Raw genomic sequence first — 18,931 nt, 5'->3', positions numbered from 1 at the left:
GGGGCGGCTCCGGAAGGGTTCTGCAGGTGGGGCGAAGGCCGGCATGGGCGACCTCAGATCAGGCCGAAATTGCGGGAGGCGCGCTGCAACTCGATCTTCACGGCCAGGGCGCGGACGGTGATCAGGAAGGCGTTGTCGCGGTCCGGCACGATGTCGACCAGCGAGCGCCATTGCGCGACCTCGATCTGGCGGAAGCCGGCGATCACGCCGATATGCTTGGCCTCGGCCGGCGAGTCGCGCTTGACGGAACTCTTCTCGCCCGGTTTCACCTCGAACTCGCGCTTGGCGACGAGGTCGGCGCCGAGCTTGGCCGTATCGCTGTCGAGCAGCTCGAAGAAGCTCGCCTGCTCGAAGGCGTTCTTGGTCTTGAGTTCGTAGACGCGCAGCACGATCGGCGACGGGTCGCCATTCTCGTTGGCATTGATCTCCTGGTCGGCCTCGATCCCGAATTCGAGCGAGGTCGTCTTGGCTGCCGGCGGCCCGGAGGAACAGGCAGCGATGAGCGGTGCACCGGCGCCGACCGCGAGGCCGGCGAGCAACGACCGGCGCGTCGGCAGCAGCACAGACCCGATGACCGGCTTCACGCCTTGGCTCCCGGCCGGGCAGACGCGCGTGCCAGCTCGTCGGAGACGAGCGTGCGGATCGTCCGGTCGAGATCGCCCGCGAGCTCGCCATGCAGCTCGGCATAACGCTCCCAGAGCCGGCTCCTGTCTGGCTTGCGGCCGAGGAGGCCCGGCTCGGCTTCGGATTCGAGCCGTGCCGGCGCCAGCCTGTCGAGCAGTTCGCGGATGCTGGTCTGCATCGCCGAGGCGAGCGCGACCTCATGCGCATGCATGTCGGCGAAACACTGTTTCACCGACATGTCGAGCGGCAGGAAACCGGGTGCGCCCTCGACCACGACCCGGCGCAGCGCCTCGTCGCCATGCGAGAAGAACTTGAAGGGGTTGTTTTCCTGCGGCGCGAGCCGCGTCTGGTCGAGGCGGAACTCGTCCTTCATCGACTTGCGTGCCGACAGCATCGAGACGAGCCCGCCCGCCGCCTGGCGCAGCGCGCCGCCGAGCTCCTCCAGCAAGCGCGCCCGCGCCTCGGGCGGGATGCGGGCCGGATCGAGCCCGAGCCCGGACCAGAAAGCGGCGGCATCGCCAGAGGTCGACGCAGATGAGCCTCCCGGCAGCGCGACGTCGGCCATCGGACGAGACGGGGCGCCCGGCTCCTGCGGCGTCAGGTCGATCGAGGCGGCCCGTGCCATGGCGCGCTGGCGCAACAAGGCGAGTGGATCGACCGCCGCGGCGGGTGCCTGCTGGGACATGACAGGCTCGACCGGAGACATTGGCATGACCGGGGCCGGCGGCGATGCGACCTGCATGGGCATCGCGGTTGCCGGAACGGCCTGCGGCCTTGCCGGGGCAAGGTCGCTGAAGTCGAAATCATCCGGGATCAAGCCAGGGACTTGTGTCGGCTGGCGTTGCGCCACAGCCGGTATCGATGCGGGCATGACAGGCGCAGGTGCTGGCAGCTCCAGGCCCATCGGAATGGCTGGCGCTGCGACGGGGATCGGCTGCAGCGCAGGTGCCGGTGGTATTGCGGCGACCGGCATGGGGACAGGCATCGGTGCAGGTGCCGATTCCTCGCGCAAGATCGCGACCGAGATGATGTAGTCGGCGAGGTAGATGGTGTCGCCATTGCTCAGCGGCGCACTCTGGTCGCGCCCGAGCGGCGCATCGACCGCGTTGAGATAGACGCCGTTGGTGCTGGTATCGGTGATCAGGAAGCCGCGGCCGTTATGCGAGATGCGGGCGTGCCGGGCCGAAAGCGTGTTGCGCTCATCAGGCAGAATCCAGTCGCAGCTGGCGCTGCGCCCGAGCGTGCCACCCGCTTCCCCGAAGATATGCGTAGACCGATCGCCGAGCGTGCTGCGTTGCAGCCCGAGCACGGTCAGCAGCAGTCTCATCTTACCCCCGGCCCCACATCAACGCATGCCCCGCCGACCGGTCGGGCCGGCTCTTGGCGCTGCTGGCGCAAGGTTGGGCGAGGCGAACAACAATCATGTGACGCAACTGGACCTCAGATGACGAATTCGACGGGGCTGCCCGGATCGACGTCGAGCCAACCCGACCAGCCGAGCCGTGTCTCGCCGAGGCGGAATGGGCGCGCCTCTCCGGGCGCCAGCACGAAGGCGATATCCCAGTCCAGCGGCTCGCGGATCGAGAGGCGGATCAATTCGGTCAGCGTGGCATGGTCCGGCCCACCCGGCAGCAGCCGGTCGCATTGTGCGGAGGTCAGCGGCCCGAGTCGCAGGCGGAACTTGCCCATGACGTCGCGCATGGCTTCGCCGGCGACCGTATCGACGCCGAGCTCGATGCCGGGCGCACCGAGGCGCCACTGCGCCTCCTCCGGGATGCGGATCTCGCGCGGCACGAACTCCTCGATCGCACTGGGCACGCCGAAATAATGGCTGACCACGCCGGCGACGACCGAGGCCGAGCGGCTGTGCAATGCCAGCACGCCGGCATAGGGCAGGAGCAGCGTGCGCGCCGGCCGGTCACCCTCCTGCGCGACGCCGAACATGCCGAAGAGCGCAGCGACGGCGCCAGAGATCGGATCGGTCGCGCCTGCCTCATAACGGTGCTGATGTCGGTAGTGCTTCCAGATACGGAAGAGCAGCCCGAGCAGGCGGTGGTTGAAGAAGTCGGAGAAGTCACGCAACGCCCCGCCATCCTCGGCGAAGACGATGCGCTCGGTGAAAGCCGGCGGCAGTGGCGAGGACGGGCCATGCAGGCCGAAGAGATTGGCGGTGACGACGATGGGCTCGCCGGCGCGGGCCGGCAATTCGATCGCGGCAACCTCCTCGGCCGGAAAGCCGAGCGTCGGATTGGCGCGGAAGCGCACTGCCTCACGCCGCGGCGAGCCGGACGAGCCGATGCCGCCCGGCTGCGGGAAAGCTTCTTCCAGCTGAAGGCAGAGAGCGTTGAACTGGACCGTGGCAGCGTCGAGCGCCGCGACGGCGCTCAGGTCGCGCTCGTCGTGCCGGCCCGCGGCGTCCATTTGTACTCGACCTTGCTCTCGGTGCCGTGGATGGCGAAACGGTGCAGGCTGTTGAGGCTGGCATAGACCGCAAAGAAGCGCTCCAGCACCGCCCCGAACAGGTAGAGCTCGGCCTCGCCGCCGATCTTGCTCTCGGCCACGGTCAACCTGATCGTGCGGACGCGGACCGGCTGACCGCGCAGCACGCCATCCTCGACGCCGCTCTCGAAGGCTTCCAACCCCTCCAGCAGCAGTTCCAGCCGGCGGCGCGCTTGCGCATCGTGCACGGCGCGGAAATCATAGCTCGCGACCAGCGTGCGCAGCGCCCCAACATCGACGAGCGAGCCGTAATTGCGCGAGAGATTCGAGATCAGGCGCCAGAGCAAGTTCTCGCCGATCGGCGGCGGGGTATGGGGCGTCACGCCCATCACATTGGCGAAGCTGACGGTCGCCGGCGTCTCCGAGGTCGGCTGGTCGATCGCGCCGACGGGCAGCCGCTCGGCCAAAGCGCCGTTCGAGCAGGTCAGCCCGATCGAGATCACCTCCGCCGGCGGGGCCGAGGCCCGCTCCAGGCGCGAGACGAAAGAGAGGTAGTGATCGACGCCGCGGCCGACCACGGCCGGGCGCAGCCGCTCGCGATAGAAGAGCTTGCTCTCAGCCTCGCCTGGCAGATCGTGGCGGAAGGCTTCGAAGGGCTCGTAGACGATGCGTTCGGCCCGGCCCTGCAGATAGCCGGTAACCTTGTCGATTGCGTAGATTTCCGCTCCCGCGCGCCCGCCAGCGACGACGCGGTACTCGCTGCGGGAGCGGTCGATGCGTAGCGGGTGCGCCTCGTGGGCGAAGAGGTTGACCACCGGCGTGCAATTCAGCCGGACATGGCCCTCCGCCACCCTGACCTGATCCGGGAAGGGCCGCGAGAACTCGAAGGCGAAGGTCGCAGCCTTGCCCGAGAGGCCCGCCAAGGCTTCGAGCCCGGTCACGTCGACGAACAGGAACTTGGCCGGGAAGGCGAGATATTCCTGCAAATGCCGGAAGCCGATGAAGGCGTTCGACGGATAGGGCAGGACGCCCTCCCCGTCCTCGAAGCCAACCGGGCGGATCGCACTCGCCGGCAGGGTGGCGCTCTCGCCGGAATCGCTGGTGACAGTGATCGACCGCAGATGGCGCGACAGCCAGAGCAGCAGCGTGCGCCCGACCTGCGGCTCGCGCTCGGTGTTGAAGAAAAGCCGCAGGCGCCCGCCTTGCAGGCCCTGCAGCGTGCCGCGCCCGGCCGCCTGCAGGGTCAGCGCGAGCCGCGCCGTGGTCGGCCGGTTCTCGCTCTCGGTCCGCATGATCGAAAACGGCAGCACCTCAACCGGATAGCAGGTGCGGAAGCGGCAGGAGACGCCGTCGACCGGTCGCGAGGCCAGCGCAATGCCCGCCGGAACCCGCGTGACGCCAGGTCCGCCGCCTGCCGCCGCCTCGAAGGCAACGACGCTCATCGGCGGGATCGGGCGTAGATAATGCGGCCAGACCAGCCGGATCAGCCCGTGCACGAGCTCCGGCATCTCGTCTTCGAGCTTCTGGCGCAGGCGCGCGACGGTGAAAGCGAAGCCTTCCAGCAAACGCTCGACATCGGGGTCGCTCGCCTCGCGCGACAGGAAGCCGGCGAGCTTCGGATTGGCCCGAGAGAACTCCTGGCCGAGCTCGCGCAGATAGGAGAGTTCGTCTTCGTAATGGGCGTTCAGCGACATCGCATCAATTCCGCAGCCGCATCTGCCGGTCATTGCCGAGCACGGTGTCGAAGCGCATCGCCTCGCCGTTCTCACCATCGATCAGCACGGCGCTCACCGAGAAGGCGAACTCACCAGGCGCCTCGTTCAGCATTGGCTTGACCAGCACTTCGCGCAGCCGTGGCTCGAAGGTCTCGAGCTGCGCCTTCACCGTCTGCGCGATCGCCGGGATGGTCTCGGACGCCTCGCGCGAGATGTCGTTGAGATCGGGCATGCCGAAATCCGGCCGCGTCTCGCAGCAGCCCTGGCGCGCGTTCAGGATGCGCCTGACATTCGCCAGCACGCTGTCGGACAGGCCGAGCTGCGGCGCCGCGTCGGGTGAGCCGACGCCGGGCTCGCGCGCGGTCTCCAATCGTTCGAACAGGCTCGCCACGGAATTCCCGTCAAATGTCGTCGCCCCGCCTCCGATGGGAGGCGGGGCAAAGCAGGACACATCACTGCTTGTCGAGTTTGCCCTTCAGCGAGAGCGTGAAGTCAGCGCCCATGTACTTGAAGTGCGGCACGACCGACATCGCTACGCGGTACCAGCCCGGCTCGCCCTCGACATCCTCGACCCGGATCTCGGCCTTGCGCAGCGGCCGGCGCGCCCGGACCTCCGGCGAAGGGTTGTCCTGGTCGGCGACATACTGGCTGATCCACTTGCCGAGCTCTTCCTGGAGCTCCTCGCGGCTCTTCCAGGAGCCGATGTTCTCGCGCTGCAGCACCTTGATGTAGTGCGCCAGGCGGTTGATCATGAACATATAAGGCAGCTGCGTGCCGAGCTTGTAGTTCAGCTCCGCCTGCTTGGCTTCCGGCGTATTGCCGAAATATTTCGGCTTCTGCACCGAGTTCGCCGAGAAGAAGGCGGCGTTGTCGCTGCCTTTGCGCATGGTCAGCGCGATGAAGCCCTGCTCGGCGAGCTCGTATTCACGCCGGTCGGTCACCAGCACCTCGGTCGGGACCTTGGACTGGAGCTGGCCCATCGACTCGAAATTATGGACCGGCAGGTTCTCGACCGCGCCGCCCGATTGCGGGCCGATGATGTTCGGGCACCAGCGATACTGCGCGAAGGACTCGGTCAGGCGCGTCGCGAAGGTGTAGGCCGCGTTGCCCCAGAGATAGTTGTCGGTCTCGCCGGCGCTCTTCTCCTCGTAGTTAAAGGCCTTCACCGGAACCGTGTCCGAACCATAGGGGATGCGCAGCAGGAAGCGCGGCACGGTCAGGCCGAGATAGCGGGCGTCTTCCGTCTCGCGGAAGGCGTTCCACTTGGCATAGCGCGGACCCTCGAAGATCGATTCGAGATCCTTGAGATTGGCGATCTCCTCGTATGTCTCGACGCCGAACATCTGCGGCCCAGCCGAGGCGATCATCGGCGCATGCGAGATCGCGCCGACGCCGGACATGAACTGCATCAGCTTCACGTCCTGCGGGCCGGCGGAGAACTCGTAATTGGAGATCACCGCGCCATACGGCTTGCCGCCGAACTGGCCGAACTCGGCCGAGTAGATGTGCTTGTAGAGGCCGGACTTGACGACCTCCGGGCTGTCCTCGAAATCGGCCAGGAGCTCGTCCTTCGAGCAGTTGAGCAGCTCGATGCGGATGTTCTGGCGGAAATCGGTGCGGTCGACGACGAATTTCAGCCCGCGCCAAGCCGATTCCAGCTTCTGGAACGACTCGTCATGGAGGATTTCGTCGAGCTGGGCGGAGAGCTTGCCGTCGATCGCGGCGATCATCTGGTCGATGACGGCGTTGTTGACCTTCTCGTCCTTGCGCGCCGGCAGCATTAGTTCGGAGATGAAGGCGGCGACGCCGCGGCGGGCGACGTCATAACCCTCGTCGTTCGGCTGGAGCTTGGTCTCGCCGAGGATCTGGTCGAGCAGCGACAATTCGGTCGTGACGACCGAAGCATCCTGGGCGAGCTCGAGTTGCTGATTGCTCATGGTTGCGGGTCCTGTCGTGCTGACGTGATCAGAGGGTCTTGCCGTCGCCAGAGCCGGTCAGCTCGCGCAGCAGCTTCTCGCGGGCCGCATCGTCCTCGAGCACGCTCTGAATCGCCTTGCGAAAGGCCGGGACGTTGCCAAGCGGGCCCTTCATCGCGACCAGCGCCTCGCGCAGCTCCATCAGCTTGCGCAGCTCCGGTACCTGGCGCGCCACCGCATCCGGCTCGAAATCCTTCAGCTTGTTGAAGGAGAGCGAGGCGCGGACATCGGGCGCATCGGCGGCTTCGTCGAGCTTGTTGGCGACGGCGACGTCGAGCTTGAGCTCGTGGCCCTTCAGCACGTCGTCGAAATTGTCCTTGTTGATGTCAGCGAGCGAACGTTCCTCGACCGGGCGGTCGTCGGCGCGGCCGGTGAAGTCGCCGACCATCAGCAGCTTCAGCGGCAGCTCGACCTCTTCCTTCACATTGCCGGTCGCGGGCTTGAACTTGATGTTGACGCGCTCCTTCGGAGCGACTGAGACTTCCTTCGACATGACGTGCTCCCCAGCGTGGTGAAACTTGGTCTTCAGATGGAGCCGGTCACCGGAACAGGCGCGCGGCGGTTGCAAGGTCGAGCCGGACGAGGCGCTGGCGCGTCTCGTCGAGGCCGATGCGGCGCCGGTCCTCGGCGACGAGGCGGGCGGCATCGGCATGGGTGAGCGCCCGGAAGCGCAGCTCCGCCACCTGGGCGGCGAGCTGCGGCTCCCAGTTCTCGAGGTCATAGGTCTTGAGCAGGTTCTCGAGATGGTCGAGCAGCGGCAGCGCCGCGGCGATCAGGCCGACATCGAGGCAGAAGCGCGCCTGGGCGATCTGGCGCAGCACCCGGTTGCGTCCGCCGATCTCACCGCGGGTCAGGGCCGCCAGCAGATCGACCGCTTCAGGCGCCTTGCCGGCGGCGACCAGCGCCCTGGCCTCGCCGAGTGCCCTGTCGAGTCCGTCGGCATCACCTGAAGCAGCGCCGCCTCCGCCGCCATTCACCTCGATCCAGTCGCGGGTCGCGGGATCGACGAAAGGCTTGCCGTCGCCGAAGCCGAAATTCATCAGCTCGGGAAAACGGCGGAACAGCATGTTCATCGCCCCGCCGACCGCCGCAGCCGCATCGGCATGGTCAGCGCCCATGGCCTTCAGGATCTCGGCGCTGAGGCGGTGCCCCTCGAACCAGAACGGCGCGGTCCAGACCAGCTCGTTCAGTGCACGGAGCGCCTCCTGGTTCTGGCCCGCCTGGCGCTGAGCCTGGATGGCGGCAGCCTCCTCGACAGGCGGCATCGCGCCGGTGCGGCCGCCCTCGTTCGGCGGCAATTGCCGGATGCGCCACCAGGAGGCGACGCGCGACAATAGGTAAGCACGCGCATCCGCGGTGCTGCGGCCGATCAGCCCGGCCGAGAGGGTGCGCAGCGTCTCGGGCAGGGTCTCGATTGTCGAGAGGTCGAGCGCCGCCGAAACAACCGGCGCCTGCGCTGCGGCCGGCGCCTGCGCGGGTGGTGCCGGCGTTGCGGCCGGAGTCGGCACGGGCGCCTCGGCTGCGCGTGCGGCGGCTTGCACCTCCTGCTGGGCCCTGGCGGCGGCTTCCGCCTCGGCGTCCTTGCGCTTCTGCTCCGCTTCGGCGAGGGCACGGCGGGCGGCGTCGCGATGCGGCCGGAGCGCGCGCACGAGATCGCCGAGCGCGACCTGCTCCTTGCGGAGCTTCTCACCGGCGAGCGTGTCGATCTCGGTCAATGCGTCATAGGCGTAGAGCACCGCTGGCCAGTCGCTCTCTCCGGTTTCGCCTTCGCAGAGCGGAGCGGTGCGGCCAACCAGCCATTCCAGCGCGCCGACGCGGGCGCGCTCGCGGGCGGCCGGCGGCTGCATGCCGTCCCAATGATCGGCGATCATCCCGCGCAGGATGCCGAGTCCGACGGCAAGGCCGTGATAGCGCTCTTCGCGGCAGAGTGCGTGCGCCAGCCAGGCGCCGACCAGAAGGTCCTTGCCGCGCGTCTCCAGCACGGCGGTCGACAGCCGCGCGACCTCGCGCCAGTTCACCGCAAGCGGGCCGTCGGTCTCGAGCTTGCGGACCTCGTTCTCCAACTCCTCGAATTCGGACGAGCTGCGCGGCTCCGAGCCGGCAGGCACTGCCTCGGACACGGGCAATGCACCGCTCGCGATCCGCGGATCGAAAAAGGTGGAACTGGACTCTGACATCGACGCTCGCAGCGGCGACCATTGTGTATTTGGCCCCGCTGACGTTGATGACGCCCGTTATTGAAACTTCGATGACCTTGTTGTGACCGCGCGACTATCGTTATCGAAACCGCTTGAGGGCCACCCTCACTTATCAGAACGTAATGAATACACAGCCGGCTTATTGTTAGACGGCTTTCATTGCCCAACCACCGATATCCTCAGCGCGTTTGATCGTCTCGAGTTCGATCTGCTCCGGCGGGCCTTTGTAGCGGACGACCAGATAGGTGATGTCGTCATGCTGCGGGGCGTCGCCAACGAAACGGCTGACGGCGTCGGTGACGTTCGACACCACGATGTCGAGCGATTGGCGATGGCTCTCGCTCAGCGAGGCGACGAGGCGATCGACGGTGAACTCGCGGCCCTGAGTGTCCATCGCCTCGGAGATGCCGTCGGTATAGAGAAAGAGCGTGTCGCCCTTCTCGAACGTCAGGCTGCCCTGCTCATAGGAGAGGCCGGGCATGATGCCCATCGCGATACCGCCAGTGACGGGCAGCTCAGTGACCTCGCCGCTCTCGCGCACGATGATCGGCGGATTGTGCCCGCCATTGGCGTAGCTCAGTTCGCCCGTCCGCAGGTTGAGGATGCCGTAGAAGACCGTGACGAACATATCGAGCGGATTCTGCTCACAGAGGATCGAATTGGTCTCGGCGAGGCATTCCCCTGCCGAACGACGCTCGCGCGCGCTGGACTGCAACACTGTGCGCGAGATCGCCATGAAGAAGGCCGCGGGGACGCCCTTGCCGGAAACGTCCGCGATGACGAGGCCGATCTCGTCCTCACCGATCACGAAGAAGTCGTAGAAGTCGCCGCCCAGCTCACGCGCCGGCCGCATGATCGCGCGGCCGGAATAGCTCGGATGCTTCGGCATGCGCTGCGGCAGCATCGCGCCCTGCAGCGAGCGGGCGATGTCGAGCTCGGTCTCCATCCGCTTGTGCTGTTTTTCGAGCAGTTCGTTCTTGGTTTCGAGATCGCGCGTGCGCTCGTGCACGAGCCCCTCGAGCTCCTCCTCGCGCCGTTGCACGTCGACAGCCATCTTCTGGAAGACGCGCGCCAGCGAGCCCAACTCATTGCGCTGGCCGGCGACGGCTTCGATCGAGCTCGGCTCGAATTTGCGGCGCTCGACGTCGCGCGCCGCGAAGGTCAGCGCCGCGATCGGCGTCGCGATCTGACGCGCCACCAGGAAGGCGATGACGATCAGGAACGGGACCGCCGCCGCCACCGCGATGGCGACCAGCGTCGTCGTCCGCTGCGTCTCTTCCAGCGCATTCAGTTCCTGATCGGCGAGCCGGTCCAGAAAGGCGGTCAGCGTCGACAGAGATTCGCGCATTGCCGCTTCGTTGCGGCCGTCATCCTCGTAGAGCCGCGCCGCCTTCTGCGCGTCGCCGGCCTTCCAGGATTCGAAGATCTCCGTCGCGACGCGGCGCGACTGGTCGAGCGCGGCGATGAAAGCGGTGACCGCTTCGCGAACCCCTTCATTGGTGATCGAGCGGAACACGTCGATGCTGGTGTCGGCGAGCCTCTGATCGATGACGTTGAAGGCGGCATCGGCCCTGGCGATCTCGTCCTTGCTGGTGCCTGCGTTGACGCCGCGCACGAAGGTCCGGCTCTGCTCGAACAGCACGACCAGCGTCGAGACGTTCTTGTTGACGAGCAGCGCGTTGTTGAAGATCGAATGACTGGCGCTCGACATGGCAGCCACACCGTAGACCGCCGCGGCGGCGACGATCGCAGCGATCAGGATGCCGAGCGCGGCGAGCCCGTAAAGTTTGCGTTTGACTGTCATTTTCAACGCTCGGGCCTCACGCCGCTGACCCAACGCCAAGAGGCGGCGCATCGCCGCCCCTCGGCACCCGGTCCTGAGGAACGCATCGGAGCATGCGCATGTGACAGTTGCGCCGGCCGAACTACTCGACCTCGATCGTCATCCGCATCGAAGGATGGATGGCGCAGCGAACGTCCACCTTGCCGACTTTTGGAAAGGCGACCCTGGTACTTGCGCCCGGGCGCTGCGCCTTGAGATCGAAGCTGGTCGTGGCACTCTCGGAGAAGACGTTGTGCGTGCCGGTGTCGTCGTTGACGAAGACGACCTCGTCGCCGGCCTTGATCGTCAGCGTGCGCGGATTGAACTGCTGGCCCTTCTGGGCAACCCGGAACTCAGTCGCCACGGCAAGCGAGGGCCCCGCGCTGACGTAAGTCAGCGCGAGGAGAATGACTGGAACGCGCTTCATTGGGCAGTGGCCTCCGGATCGACTTGGGTCTGGGTGGATGTCGCGGGTCCCGAGAGCGAGCGCATGAAGGCGACGAGATCGCTCTTCTCCTGTGCGCCAAGCCCGAGCGGGAACATGTCGGGCGACAGGCTGGGCCGACGCAAGCCGCCACGATCGTAGTGCTCGACGACCGCCTCCAGCGTGCCCACCGAGCCATCGTGCATGTAGGGTGCACGCTCGGCGACGCCGCGCAGGGTCGGCGTCTTGAAGGCAAAGGCGAGGCTTTCGATCTGCGGTTTGATCCGGCCGCGACCGCGATCGCCGGTGTCTTTCAGGCCGATGTCGCGAAAACCCTCGTCGGTGAAGCGCCAGCTCGAATGGCAGGCGACGCAATTGGCCTTGCCGTTGAAGAGCTTGAAGCCGCGCAATTCCGCCGGGGTCAGCGCCCGCTCGTCGCCTTTGACCCAGCGGTCGAAGCGGGTCGGCGGCGAGCGCAGGGTGCTCATATAGCCTGCCAGCGCGTCGGAGACCGTCTCGGGCGTCGGGCCGACATTGGGGTAGACGCGCTGGAAATCGGCTGAGAACTCCGGCGAGAAGGCGAGACGCTGCACCATCGCATCGAGCGAGAGGCCCATGATATCGGGCGAGGCGATCGGCCCGCTGACCATGCCGGCGAGCGAATCCTGCCGGCCGTCCCAGAGGAAGGCGCTGGCCCAGGCCATGTCGTAGAGCGTCTGCGAACGCCGGGTCATCGGCCGGCCATTATCGGCGATCGGCTTCGCCTTGCGGTCGGCCCAGGCGGCGTTCGGCAGATGGCAGCTGACGCAGGCGATGCGGCGATTGCCCGACAATTCGGTGCTGTTGAAGAGTTTTTGGCCGAGTGCGACCACCGGTGCCGATGCGCGCGCGCCATCGGGCAACTCGGCCGGCCGGCGATATTTGGCGCGCAGGCCGGCAATGTCGAGCGAGCGCGCGGCAGCCCTTGCCTTCTGCTCAGCCTGTTCGGTCGTAAGAGAAGTGTTGTCGCTGTCGAGGCTGGCCGGGCTCTCGATCAGCGGCTCGATGGTCGAGCAACCAGCGAGCAGGATCATCGCGACACCGGCCAGCAGCCGCCAGCCGTGCAGGCGCGGGGACGCCACCGCCATGCCGGCGGCCGGTTGTGCCATCGATCTTTCGCTATGCCAGGCTGCCATAGGCCAGACCGTGCGCGCCATAATACATCAGGAAGAAGAGCAAGAGGACGCCGACATAGGTCGCGGCCTGCTCCAGCCCGCCGATCCGGTAGGAGCGGATGCCACTCTGCATCACGTGGTTGATCGTCGTGTTTCCCTCGATCACGGCGACGCCGAGCGCGGCGATGATCATCAGATGGCCGACAGCATCGACCTTGCCGAAGTCGATGACGGCAGCGAGGAAGATGCCGAGGAGCATTGCGGCGACCAGGCGCTGACTGAGCATGCCGAACAAGAGCAGGAAGGCGGCGACAAACTCTACGAAGCCCGCCAGCATGACATAGATGTGATGGTTGATGCCGAGCGTGATGCGCTCGTGCTGGGCAAGCAGCGGCAGCGTCCATGACGCATAAGCCCATTTCTCCACCGAGGCCCATAGCAGCGTCTGTGCCATGGCGGTGTAGAGGATCGACAGGGCATAAGGCTGAAGCGCCGCCAGCCGCAGCGAGTGGATGATCAGATAGGCCGCGATGCCGAGGAAGAGCGGATAATCCATCAGGTGAAAGCCGCCGTACTGGGCGACCGCGACGCCGTAGAGCACGACGATGCCGAAGCCGGCGATGAAGGTCGTGCGCCACCAGATCGTGCAGAGGGCCAGGAAGAGCTGGAACCAGGAGAGGGCCTGACTATCGGTCTTCAGCTCGGGCGTGAGCAGGATGCCGCCGAGCAGCCAGAGGCAGAGCAGGAAGGCGCCGAGGCTGACCCGCATGATCCCGGGCGCGATGGCCTTCAAAGGTTCGAACAGGGCGTCTACGGCCTCTTCGACGCCGCCGGCGCTCATCGCGCGATCAGCGACGAAGACGATCGCGATCAGGAGGATCGACAGGGACAGCGCGATCACGAAAGGCCCGGAGAAGACCTCCCAGAGCGCAGCAGGTGGAACTGCGACGTTATAGGGCGCGAACCATTTGACATGAGCCTGCGCACTCCCCGCCGACGCGCAGAGGGTGGACGACGCAAAAAGAGGCGCAAGCCGAACCGTACGTCGCCGGAACCAGGCGCCTACCGCTGGAGGAAAGGATCGCGTCAAAGGCCGGCCTTCGCGGAAGCCTGCGTTTCGGCCGGCGTGCACACCGCCTGGAAGGTCCAGTCGGCGCCGGCACGGCGCCTGAGTTCGTCGTCCGGCCACCAGGACATGACGTAAGCCAGCACCGAGACGATCTCCTGGTCCGATAGGACACCGCGAAAGGCCGGCATGGTCACACGGCCGTCCGTCGTGCGAGCGCCGGCGGCGACCCGGAAAAACAGGTCCGCATCGCTGTGGTTCGTCGTATGACCGCTCTCGTTCAGCGCCGGCGCTGCTTGCGGATCGGTGCGCCATCCGGCCGCGCCACTGAGAAAAGCGCCGTGGCAGCTTGCACAATTGGTGCGGTAGAGCGCGAAGCCGACCTCGCGTTCGGCATGGCTGGTGGGTTGGGCGATCCGGAATTCTTCGGGGCGAAGCGCTTGCCGGAACAGGAGCGAACCCGCCGCGAACAAGCAGACAATCCCAGTAAGCAGGAGAATCGCCGGCAGACGCGATGAGCCGGCTGCAGCTCCATTTGGAGACGGTTCCGCCGCCGGAGAAGCGTCGGCCTCTCCGTTCCAGCGCACAGGCATCTCGTCGCCCAGGACCTTCGTCACGGACGGTCTCTCGTCAGCGGCCAGGAAGTCACGCCGGCACGTCTAGAGCGGGAATCTGACAGTATTGTTTCAGTATGTCGGCTAATTACTTAGCTATACACTTTTCCAAGTATACCTTGATCTCATGCCGCTGGGTCCCCTCAATAAGCGGGCCGTCATCCTCCTGTCGTCACCGCCATCGTGTTCTGTCGCGTCGGCTTGGGGGGAGCAATGGCAGCGAGTACGCAGGTCAGATCGAAATTCGCCCAGATCGGCCTCTACAGCGCCGCGATCTTAGCCGTGCTCGTGGCGCTCGCCTTGCTGATTCCGCTCCTGTTGCCGGCGCCCAAGCCTGCTCAGCCGGTCGCAGCACAGCCCACCCCGGCGCCCGCGCCACGCCCCAGCCAGCTCGAACGGGTCCGGGCGGCGCTGGCGGAAGAGATCAAGGCCGGTTCGATCACGGTCGACCCGTTCGGCGGCTGGGTCGCGGTCCGGGTCGGCAACCTCATCACCTTCGCCTCGGGCCAGGCCACCGCCCTGCCTGGCTTCGTGCCCGTCGCACGCCGTATCGCCGGCGTGGTCGACGGCGAAAAGGGACCGGTGCGCATCGTCGGCCATACCGACGACCAGGCTGTCACGGCAGGAGGTCCCTTCCGCGACAACCAGGCGCTTTCGGTCGCACGCGCTGAGGCCGTTGCAGCACTGATCCGGCCGGCGCTACGCGAAAGCGGGCGCCTGTCGGTCGACGGGCGCGGCTCGTCCGAGGCGATCGCCGCCAACACCAGCATCGAGGGGCGCGCCCGCAACCGGCGCGTCGAGATCCTGATCACCCGCGAACCCTGAGCAGCGTCGTCAGCCTGTCGTCTACCCGCCCTAGCGTCACCTGCGAGCCAGCAAGACAGCTTCATGCCGACGATCATCAAACCACGAAAGCTCGGCATCCTGACCAAGGTCGAGCGCCGCGGCAGTTCGGCGACACTCGTCGTCTCGGCGCTGGGGCTGTTCTCGCTGCTTGAGCCCAACGATTTCGAACCCGACACCGCGCTCTGGCCGATGGCGATCGGGGAGATGCCGGCGGGCACGATCTTCGACGCTGCGATGCCCAAACCGTGCGGCGAGGTCCTCGTCGCCGGCTTTGCCCGCGCTGCGGGAGCAGAACCGGTCCCAGCGCTTGCGCTCGACATTGCGCTCGGCTCGATCCACAAGCGCCTTGCCGTGTTCGGCGACCGCGTCTGGCGCCAGACTGCGGGCGGGCCGGTCTTCGAGCCGCCCCGGCCCTTCACCGAGATACCGCTCGTCCCGGAGCGCTGCTTCGGCGGCCAGAACCATCCGGTCAATCCGCTCGGGCGCGGCACGGAAGCCGCCCGCCGCGTCGATCTCGGCGAGATCGTCCTGCTGCCGAACATCGAGCGCGCCGAGCGGCTGATCCGCAGCGCCGAGGATACACCCGAGCCGGTTCGATTGGGGCCGATCGATCCGGCGCATCCCTCCCGGCGGGCGATGGCCGGAACCTATGACGATCACTGGCTGAAGCATGGCTTCCCGGGGCTCGCCCCCGATGCCGATCCGCGCCTGTTCTGCGTCGCCACGCCGGACCAGCGCATCGAAGGCTATTTCTCCGGGCAGGAGCCTTACCGGCTCGCAGGCTTTTCGGCGGAGCACCCAGTGATCGAGGGCATGCTCCCGGGCATGCGGGTGCGCATCTTCATCGCGCGTGCCGGCGGTCTCTTCGAGCTGCCGAACGTCCTCGATACCGCCTGGCTCTTTCCCAGTGCGCATAAGGGCGTGCTGATCTATCGCGGCGCGTGCCCCGTCTCCGACATCGACGGCGACGACGTGACCCATGTCATGCTCGCCTATGAGCGCCTCGCCGACGAGCCGCGCCCCGTCGAGCACTATGCCGAAGCCTTCCGGCTGCGCAGCGATCCGGTCGAGAAGCTGAAATACGTGCTCGCCGACGGAGCGCTCTCGCCCCTGCCGGATCCATCCGCACTCGAGCGGCGCCGGCTGGCTCGCATGGCCCATCATGAAAGCCAGCGCGAGCGGACCGAGAGGGCGCAGCGGCTCGTCCTGCGCGACGCGCTCGACCGGGCCGGCCTGCCCGCCGCCTTCATGCCGAACCTGCCGCCGGCCGAGCCGCCTCCCGCCTGGATGCCCTCGCCGGAGGAGATCGCCAGCGACGAGATCGATTTCGCCGCACTTTTCGAAGGCACGCAACAACTCCAGGCGCAGATGGACGAACATGGCCGCGAGCTGGAGGCAAAAGCCTATGCCATGGCGAACCGTGGCGAACGCTTCCGCCAGACCGGAGAGCTCGACGAGCTCGACGCCCTGCTCGCTGAGCTCGACCTGCCGGAACAGCCCGATCTTTCCGCGACCGCGCTCCCGCCGGATTTCAAGCTGCCGCCCAGCACGGTCAACCCGGAGGCCGCGTTGCGCGAGGCACTGCAGCGCTTCCACAGCGGGCCGGGCGCGGCGTTGCTCGCTCCTGCCCGCGACGGCCTTGCCGGGGCGCAAGCGGCCCAGCGCGACGATCTTCTCCTGCAAGCGACGACAGGCGACACTGGGACGCGGCAAGCGATCCAGTTACCTGCTGAAGCCGAAGCCGCCAGCGACAAGCTGAGACGCGCCTTCCCCGATCTGGCACCACCGGGGCAATCGCTCGACGATCTGCTCGGCACGCTGCTGGCGGGCGACACCCTGCCAGCCTCCGCGGAACCCGCCGACCCGAAGGCGCAGCTCGCGCGGGCGAGCGCGCAGCTCGACCAGCTCGAACCGCAGCTTGGCGAGGCCATGGCGACGATGCGCCGGATTGCCCCGCAACCGATTCACCCGATCACGCCATTGCCGCCGGAAGCGGCGCTGCGTTTCGGCCAGGCAATCGCGGCGGCAAAGACGGCGGGCCTCGCCGGCCGCGACATGGCCGGCGCCGACCTTTCCGGCCAGGATTTCAGCGGCCTCGACCTGAGCGGCGCCTTCTTCGAGCAGTGCGACCTGCGCGGTGCGCGCTTCCTCGGTGCCAATTGCACCGGTGCGGTCTTCGCCGGCGCCGATCTGCGCAGCACCGATTTCTCGCAGGCCAATCTGCTGGAGGCCAATTTCGGGACGGCCGACGCCCGTGGCGCCCGCTTCGCTGGAGCGGACTTACGCCGGGCGCAGTGGCTGAAGAGCCAGGTCGCGCAATGCGACTTCGCCAGCGCGCAGCTGGAACAGGCCAACTTCATCGAGACCGATCTGTCGGATGTCTCCTTCGCCGGTGCGAGGCTCGACCGGATCACGATTCTGCGCTCGGGCATGTCGCGGGCGACTTTGGCCGGCGCGGTCATGGAAAGCTGCGCGCTGGTCGAGGTCAAAGCGGAGCAGCTCGACGCCCGCGGGCTCAAGGCCTTCAAGCTCTCGGTAGTGAAGCTGGAGGCGCCGGGCGCCGATTTCTCCGGGGCGCATCTCCAGCAAAGCGGCTTCCATGCCGGCTGCGATCTCACCGGTGCACGCTTCGACGGCGCCGTCGGCATGAACGGCTCCTTCCGCGGCGCCCGGCTGATCCGCGCCAGCTTCGCGCGGGCGAGCTTCAACCGGGTCGACTTCGGCGAGGCCGACCTCAGCGAGGCCGATCTCGCCCTCGCCTCGCTGAAGCAGGCCTCGCTCGGCAAGGCTACCCTGCTGCGGGCCGATCTCTTCGGCGCCAATCTGTTCAACGCCCAGGCGCGCCGTGCCCATCTCGACGGGGCCCGGCTGCTTCGTGCCAATCTCTATGGCTGCGATCTCTCGGACGCCTCGCTGGTCGGCACCGATCTGACCCAGGCCCTGCTCGACAAGACGATATTCGGGATGCCCAGCGATGCGCCGTGAGGACCTGCTGGAACGCGTCGAGCTCGGCCTGCCGGTCGAGGGGGCCTCGTTCGCCGAGGCTGATTTCAGCGGTGCGTTGCTGGACGGCGCCATCCTGATCGGCTGCGACTTCTCCGATGCCCGCTTTCGCGAGGCACAGCTGAAGCAATGCCAGTTCGTCCAGTGCCGTTTCGAGCGGGCGGATTTCGGCGGCGCGGAATTCGACACGGTGCAATGGCCTCGCACCGGGTTGACCGCCTCATCCTTCGCCCGCGCGACGCTGCTCCATTGCCAGTTCGCCGAAGCCGACGCGACCGAAGTCGATTTCACCGGCGCGAAACTCGCCAGCACGAGCTTCGCCCGGGTCGACCTGTCCCGTTCCTGCCTCGCCGGGGTCGAGCTGACGACGGTCGCGCTGATCGAATGCGTCCTCGCAAGCGTCGATCTATCGGATGCGACGATCCGCGGCCTGACGCTGGTCAAGGGCGATCTGCGAACCGCGATCCTCGATGGCGCCGACATCGATACGATGTTCGCCATGGAGGCGGATCTATCGCAGCGTGACCTGCGCAAGGTCCGGCTGTCGCGCATCAATCTGATGAAGGCGCGGCTTGCCGGCTGCAATCTTCAAGGCGTCGATCTCTCGCAAAGCCTTTTCCTCGAGGCCGATCTCTCGCACGCCGATCTGTCGGGAGCGAAACTGCCGATGGCGCTGATGATCGGTGCCGATCTCACCGCGGCGAAACTGGTTGGAGCCGATCTCCCCAGCGCCAACTTCAGCGAGGCGAAGCTCGCCGGCGCCGACCTCTCCGACGCGCGGCTGAGCAACGCTCTCTTCGAACGCGCCGACTGCGCCGCGGCCCGCTTCGAACGCGCTTTGCTCGACCATGCGCAATTTCCTTATGCCCGGCTCGACGGCGCCTCCTTCATCGCGGCGCGCTTCCATCGCACCAGTCTTCATGCCGTCTCGGCCGAAGGCACGCTGTTCCAGCATGCGACGGGCTCGACCCTTCCGACCCACCCACAGCGCGCCGCGGCCGATCTCTACGATCCGGCGCGCGTCGCGGCCCTGGCCTGAGGAGGCACGCG

Annotated in this window: 16 protein-coding genes; 3 read left to right on the top strand and 13 right to left on the bottom strand. The window is 67.0% G+C overall.

Features of this window, described 5'->3' with window-relative positions; genetic code table 11:
• Positions 1 to 53 precede the first annotated feature (53 nt).
• From tssJ to GV161_RS14655, 13 genes are all read right to left on the bottom strand, one after another.
• Positions 54 to 584, bottom strand: coding sequence for a type VI secretion system lipoprotein TssJ (tssJ, locus tag GV161_RS14715; RefSeq protein WP_159650319.1), 531 nt, complete (start codon positions 582 to 584; stop codon positions 54 to 56).
• Positions 581 to 1,951 carry a type VI secretion system-associated FHA domain protein TagH gene (gene tagH / locus GV161_RS14710; RefSeq protein ID WP_152016400.1) on the bottom strand — a complete coding sequence of 457 codons (1,371 nt, stop codon included), beginning with the start codon at positions 1,949 to 1,951 and terminating at the stop codon, positions 581 to 583. Before tagH ends, tssJ begins: the two co-directional genes overlap by 4 nt.
• A 113-nt stretch (positions 1,952 to 2,064) precedes the next feature.
• Positions 2,065 to 3,045 carry a type VI secretion system baseplate subunit TssG gene (tssG, locus tag GV161_RS14705; protein ID WP_152016399.1) on the bottom strand — a complete coding sequence of 327 codons (981 nt, stop codon included), beginning with the start codon at positions 3,043 to 3,045 and terminating at the stop codon, positions 2,065 to 2,067.
• On the bottom strand, positions 3,009 to 4,757 hold the full coding sequence (gene tssF, locus GV161_RS14700) for a type VI secretion system baseplate subunit TssF (RefSeq protein ID WP_159650318.1): 1,749 nt from the start codon (positions 4,755 to 4,757) through the stop codon (positions 3,009 to 3,011). Before tssF ends, tssG begins: the two co-directional genes overlap by 37 nt.
• Positions 4,758 to 4,761: 4 nt before the next feature.
• Entirely contained in the window at positions 4,762 to 5,169 is a 408-nt protein-coding gene (gene tssE / locus GV161_RS14695) for a type VI secretion system baseplate subunit TssE (RefSeq protein ID WP_159650317.1), read from the bottom strand.
• 61 nt (positions 5,170 to 5,230) lie between these two features.
• The gene (gene tssC, locus GV161_RS14690; protein ID WP_152016396.1) at positions 5,231 to 6,715 is read right to left on the bottom strand and encodes a type VI secretion system contractile sheath large subunit; all 1,485 of its coding nucleotides are present in this window, start codon (positions 6,713 to 6,715) and stop codon (positions 5,231 to 5,233) included.
• A gap of 28 nt (positions 6,716 to 6,743) precedes the next feature.
• On the bottom strand, positions 6,744 to 7,247 hold the full coding sequence (gene tssB, locus GV161_RS14685) for a type VI secretion system contractile sheath small subunit (protein WP_152016395.1): 504 nt from the start codon (positions 7,245 to 7,247) through the stop codon (positions 6,744 to 6,746).
• Between the two features lie 46 nt (positions 7,248 to 7,293).
• Positions 7,294 to 8,931, bottom strand: coding sequence for a type VI secretion system protein TssA (gene tssA, locus GV161_RS14680; RefSeq protein ID WP_152016394.1), 1,638 nt, complete (start codon positions 8,929 to 8,931; stop codon positions 7,294 to 7,296).
• 166 nt (positions 8,932 to 9,097) lie between these two features.
• Positions 9,098 to 10,756 (bottom strand): PP2C family protein-serine/threonine phosphatase, encoded by a 1,659-nt coding sequence (locus GV161_RS14675; RefSeq protein ID WP_159650315.1) that lies wholly within the window; start codon positions 10,754 to 10,756, stop codon positions 9,098 to 9,100.
• Positions 10,757 to 10,877: 121 nt separating this feature from the next.
• Positions 10,878 to 11,201 carry a plastocyanin/azurin family copper-binding protein gene (locus GV161_RS14670; RefSeq protein ID WP_152016392.1) on the bottom strand — a complete coding sequence of 108 codons (324 nt, stop codon included), beginning with the start codon at positions 11,199 to 11,201 and terminating at the stop codon, positions 10,878 to 10,880.
• Entirely contained in the window at positions 11,198 to 12,346 is a 1,149-nt protein-coding gene (locus GV161_RS14665; RefSeq protein ID WP_159650314.1) for a cytochrome c peroxidase, read from the bottom strand. Before GV161_RS14665 ends, GV161_RS14670 begins: the two co-directional genes overlap by 4 nt.
• A gap of 10 nt (positions 12,347 to 12,356) precedes the next feature.
• On the bottom strand, positions 12,357 to 13,253 hold the full coding sequence (locus GV161_RS14660; RefSeq protein WP_152016390.1) for a hypothetical protein: 897 nt from the start codon (positions 13,251 to 13,253) through the stop codon (positions 12,357 to 12,359).
• A 185-nt stretch (positions 13,254 to 13,438) separates the two neighbouring features.
• A complete protein-coding gene (locus GV161_RS14655) occupies positions 13,439 to 14,035 on the bottom strand; it encodes a cytochrome c (RefSeq protein ID WP_152016389.1) in 597 nt (198 codons plus the stop codon).
• Positions 14,036 to 14,245: 210 nt separating this feature from the next.
• On the opposite strand from GV161_RS14655, the gene GV161_RS14650 reads away from it, so the two are divergent.
• From GV161_RS14650 to GV161_RS14640, 3 genes are all read left to right on the top strand, one after another.
• Positions 14,246 to 14,857: an OmpA family protein gene (locus GV161_RS14650; RefSeq protein ID WP_152016388.1), complete on the top strand. Its 612-nt coding sequence runs from the start codon at positions 14,246 to 14,248 to the stop codon at positions 14,855 to 14,857.
• Positions 14,858 to 14,920: 63 nt separating this feature from the next.
• Positions 14,921 to 17,863, top strand: coding sequence for a DUF2169 domain-containing protein (locus GV161_RS14645; protein WP_152016387.1), 2,943 nt, complete (start codon positions 14,921 to 14,923; stop codon positions 17,861 to 17,863).
• Entirely contained in the window at positions 17,853 to 18,920 is a 1,068-nt protein-coding gene (locus GV161_RS14640; protein WP_152016386.1) for a pentapeptide repeat-containing protein, read from the top strand. The genes GV161_RS14645 and GV161_RS14640 overlap by 11 nt, the downstream gene beginning before the upstream one ends.
• Positions 18,921 to 18,931: the final 11 nt, after the last annotated feature.

It is taken from the genome of Bosea sp. 29B (assembly GCF_902506165.1).
In the GTDB taxonomy this organism is placed as follows: domain Bacteria; phylum Pseudomonadota; class Alphaproteobacteria; order Rhizobiales; family Beijerinckiaceae; genus Allobosea.
The sequence above is the reverse complement of the archived record's forward strand: the minus strand, read 5'-3'. Positions and strand labels throughout refer to the sequence as shown.

Excerpts from the sequence above, each read along its gene's own strand:
- tssG (WP_152016399.1), bottom strand. The coding sequence starts at position 3,045 with ATGGACGCCGCGGGCCGGCACGACGAGCGCGACCTGAGCGCCGTCGCG.
- GV161_RS14670 (WP_152016392.1), bottom strand. The coding sequence starts at position 11,201 with ATGAAGCGCGTTCCAGTCATTCTCCTCGCGCTGACTTACGTCAGCGCG.
- tssA (WP_152016394.1), bottom strand. The coding sequence starts at position 8,931 with ATGTCAGAGTCCAGTTCCACCTTTTTCGATCCGCGGATCGCGAGCGGT.
- GV161_RS14645 (WP_152016387.1), top strand. The coding sequence starts at position 14,921 with ATGCCGACGATCATCAAACCACGAAAGCTCGGCATCCTGACCAAGGTC.
- GV161_RS14675 (WP_159650315.1), bottom strand. The coding sequence starts at position 10,756 with ATGACAGTCAAACGCAAACTTTACGGGCTCGCCGCGCTCGGCATCCTG.
- tagH (WP_152016400.1), bottom strand. The coding sequence starts at position 1,951 with ATGAGACTGCTGCTGACCGTGCTCGGGCTGCAACGCAGCACGCTCGGC.
- tssF (WP_159650318.1), bottom strand. The coding sequence starts at position 4,757 with ATGTCGCTGAACGCCCATTACGAAGACGAACTCTCCTATCTGCGCGAG.
- GV161_RS14650 (WP_152016388.1), top strand. The coding sequence starts at position 14,246 with ATGGCAGCGAGTACGCAGGTCAGATCGAAATTCGCCCAGATCGGCCTC.
- tssB (WP_152016395.1), bottom strand. The coding sequence starts at position 7,247 with ATGTCGAAGGAAGTCTCAGTCGCTCCGAAGGAGCGCGTCAACATCAAG.
- tssC (WP_152016396.1), bottom strand. The coding sequence starts at position 6,715 with ATGAGCAATCAGCAACTCGAGCTCGCCCAGGATGCTTCGGTCGTCACG.
- GV161_RS14665 (WP_159650314.1), bottom strand. The coding sequence starts at position 12,346 with ATGGCACAACCGGCCGCCGGCATGGCGGTGGCGTCCCCGCGCCTGCAC.
- GV161_RS14640 (WP_152016386.1), top strand. The coding sequence starts at position 17,853 with ATGCGCCGTGAGGACCTGCTGGAACGCGTCGAGCTCGGCCTGCCGGTC.